This window comes from Kaarinaea lacus (assembly GCF_975902315.1).
Window position 1 is genome coordinate 1 of record NZ_CDLKIE010000396.1, and the last position, 3132, is coordinate 3132.

Genomic DNA, 3132 nt, shown 5'->3' on the forward strand with positions numbered 1-3132 from the left:
AATAAATCATTACACTAAAAATCGGGTACCACTGGAGAGAAGAATGACCTATGTCGTAGTTGAAGATTGCATCAAATGCAAATACACGGATTGTGTAGAAGTATGCCCCGTGGATTGTTTCCACGAAGGTCCAAACTTTTTAGTCATCGATCCCGAAGAGTGCATTGACTGCTCTCTCTGCGAACCCGAATGCCCCATCAATGCGATTTTTGATGAAGATGATGTACCGGAAACCCAGAAAGAATTTATTGCCCTGAATGCTGAGCTTGCGCAATCATGGCCGGTAATTACCGAAGCCAAATCACCGCCGGCAGATGCCAAGGAATGGGAAGGCGTGGAAGGTAAACTTAAATATCTGGAACGCTAAGCCATTAACTTTTATTCCACCATGTGATATTGCGACTGGTACCAGGTTATGCAAACGACTCATTAACCATCTCACATGCAACAACAATCCTTTTTTTTCGACGCACCCCATCAAAATCAGTGCACTATTCCAGTTTATAAAAACCTTCTTGATGCCACGTGTGATCTAATCCTGCAGCAACACGCTGAGCGGTTACCGGATTTATCAACGATTACCGTACTGCTCAACAATAACGATGCTGTTAACAGTTTCAGGTTGGCATTACTCAATAAAGCCAACACTATGGGCTATCAAGCCTTGCTTGGCCCACAAATCACAACCTTGCACGCCTGGCTCAACGAACAAATTTTTATAGAACCTGCCACGGCCAGCAACCATACCCGCGAACTATTACTTGTCGAAGCGCTGCAAACGCACCAGCACATTTATGGTCATGGCAGCCCGTGGATGCTTGCCGAAAGCTTGATGGATCTATTTAACGAGCTGACACAATGGCAAGTTCAGTTACCCGCATCAGTGAATGACTTTATTGAAAGTCTAACCATTGCATACGGCAGCACCGACGAAGTCAGTAGCAGCCTGGGACGGGAAGCGTTGCTGGTCCACACCTTGTGGTACGCTATGCACCAGCAGCTTAACGAACTGAATATGGTTGATCAGTTTGGCGCAATATTACTGAAACTGGGTCAAAGCCTTGGCCAGCTTAATTCAAATCAACAACTCTATTATTGCGGGATCAATCAACCCACGCCTGCTGAAAACGAATGGCGCAAGCAATTGTTCGAACGCAATCAACTCCAGGTTGTTTCTTATAATCCATCGAGCCTGGCTACCGATGCCGAAGCACCAGAATATGTTCAATGCCTGGATTTGATATTTAACCATCAAAAAAACGCTTTCTTGAACCGCACCCAGGAATGCCAACAACGATTCCCCGTTAGTCCTGTCGCTTCAGTCATTGGTATTTACGCCGCCAGTGATTCAGAAGATGAAGCGTTGGCGGTTGATTTTCAGGTACGTCGCTGGTTGATCGAAGGTAAAACCCAAATCGGTATCGTGACGGAAAACCGGAAACTTGCGCGTCGCATTAGAGCCTTGCTGGAACGTGCCAATGTCCTTGTTGACGATAGTGCCGGTTGGCCCCTGTCAACAACCAGCGCTGCCACAGTACTGGAGCGATGGCTCGAAACCGTGGAAGATGATTTTCATTATTTGCCGCTACTTGACTGCCTGAAATCGCCGTTTTTCCTTGGGCACGGCCAGGATCACCTGCAACTGGTCTACTTCCTGGAACAACACATTGTTTTCGACGAAAACATCGCCAGCGGCCTGCAACGTTATTTAAAGCATATTGAATTTCGAAAACATAAGCTGCCCGAAGATATGGATACAAAGGCTTATGATCGGCTGGTTAATTTAATCAATGATATTGCCCACGCTGCAGATCCTTTGCTGCCGTTGCTCGATGGCAATGAATATGACGCATCGCAATTTATTGAAGCCTTGCTGGAGTCCATGGAACGCCTCAACATCGTTAATGCCTACAATAATGATGCAGCCGGTCTACAGCTGCTTAGCGAAATCGATCAACTGAAAAGCGCGGCAAAAATCGCACCGCTTACGCTCACCTGGACCACGTTCCGAAACTGGCTGGGTTTGACCCTGGAACGTTTTAACTTCAAGCCCCAGGATCAGGAATCCAGCGTCAAACTTCTTACGCTGAAGAACAGCGAATATTATTCATTTGATGCCGTAGTAATTGCAGGTGCGGAACAGGAATTTTTACCAAGAACCGCCAGTCAATCACCTTTTTTCAACGATGCCGTTCGCGCCTCCCTGGGTATTCCAACACAACAGGATTATCGTAAACTCAGTTATTATTTGTTTCGTCGGCTTCTGGTTTCAACGGCGAATGAAAATTCGGTATTCATCACCAGGCGCGCCAAAGAAAACGATGAAGATATTATTCCTTCGCCCTGGGTGGCAGAACTACAGGCCTTCCACTCCCTCGCTTATGGTACAGACCTGAACGACAACAGGCTGAGCGCAATCATCAGTGACGCCCGTGCACGTATCAAACTGGATGAAGCCGCCATGCCTTCACCGGTCGGCGCAACACCCAGGGCGGCTTCACCCGCTGCATTAATACCAGAGAAACTCTCCGCCAGTGCTTACCAGCAACTGATTGACTGTCCCTACCAGTTTTTTAGTGCGCGTTGCTTAAAACTGGCGCCACCCGACACTATTAAGGAAGCACTGGAAAAATCCGACTATGGGGAGCGAGTGCATAAATGTCTTGAAGCATTTCATGGTGACGTGACTGAATTACCAGGACCATTTACTGAAACAATTAGTCCACAGAATCGGCACCAGGCCATCGAACTTCTGAACCGGATTTCGCAAAAGGTTTTCGCCAAAGATATTGAGGATAATTTTATGCATCGAGGCTGGCTGAAACGCTGGCTACTTGTTATTCCTTTGTATATCGACTGGCAAATGGAACAACAAGGTACCGGCACTCCCCGGGCGACAGAAATTAATATCGAGCATGCAACACTTGAGCATGGCATCAATATTCGTGGCCGCATCGATCGTATTGATGAGAGCAAGGAACAATTTAGCGTAATTGATTACAAAACCGGCTACATCCCCCCCATTGACGATGTCCTGTCTGGTGAAGCCATCCAGCTACCCTTCTACTTATTACTACTATTATCCCAAAGCGATCACGAACTGACTCAAATCATTTCCAAAGCTGATGCCCG

General features: G+C 47.0%; 2 protein-coding genes. Both read left to right on the plus strand.

Features of this window, described 5'->3' with window-relative positions; translation table 11 throughout:
• On the plus strand, window positions 1–367 hold a 367-nt coding region (gene fdxA, locus ACWVCM_RS12580), incomplete at its 5' end, for a ferredoxin FdxA (protein WP_455202104.1).
• Between the two features lie 75 nt (window positions 368–442).
• Window positions 443–3132, plus strand: a 2690-nt coding sequence (locus ACWVCM_RS12585; protein WP_455202105.1) for a PD-(D/E)XK nuclease family protein, incomplete at its 3' end; no start/stop codon positions are given.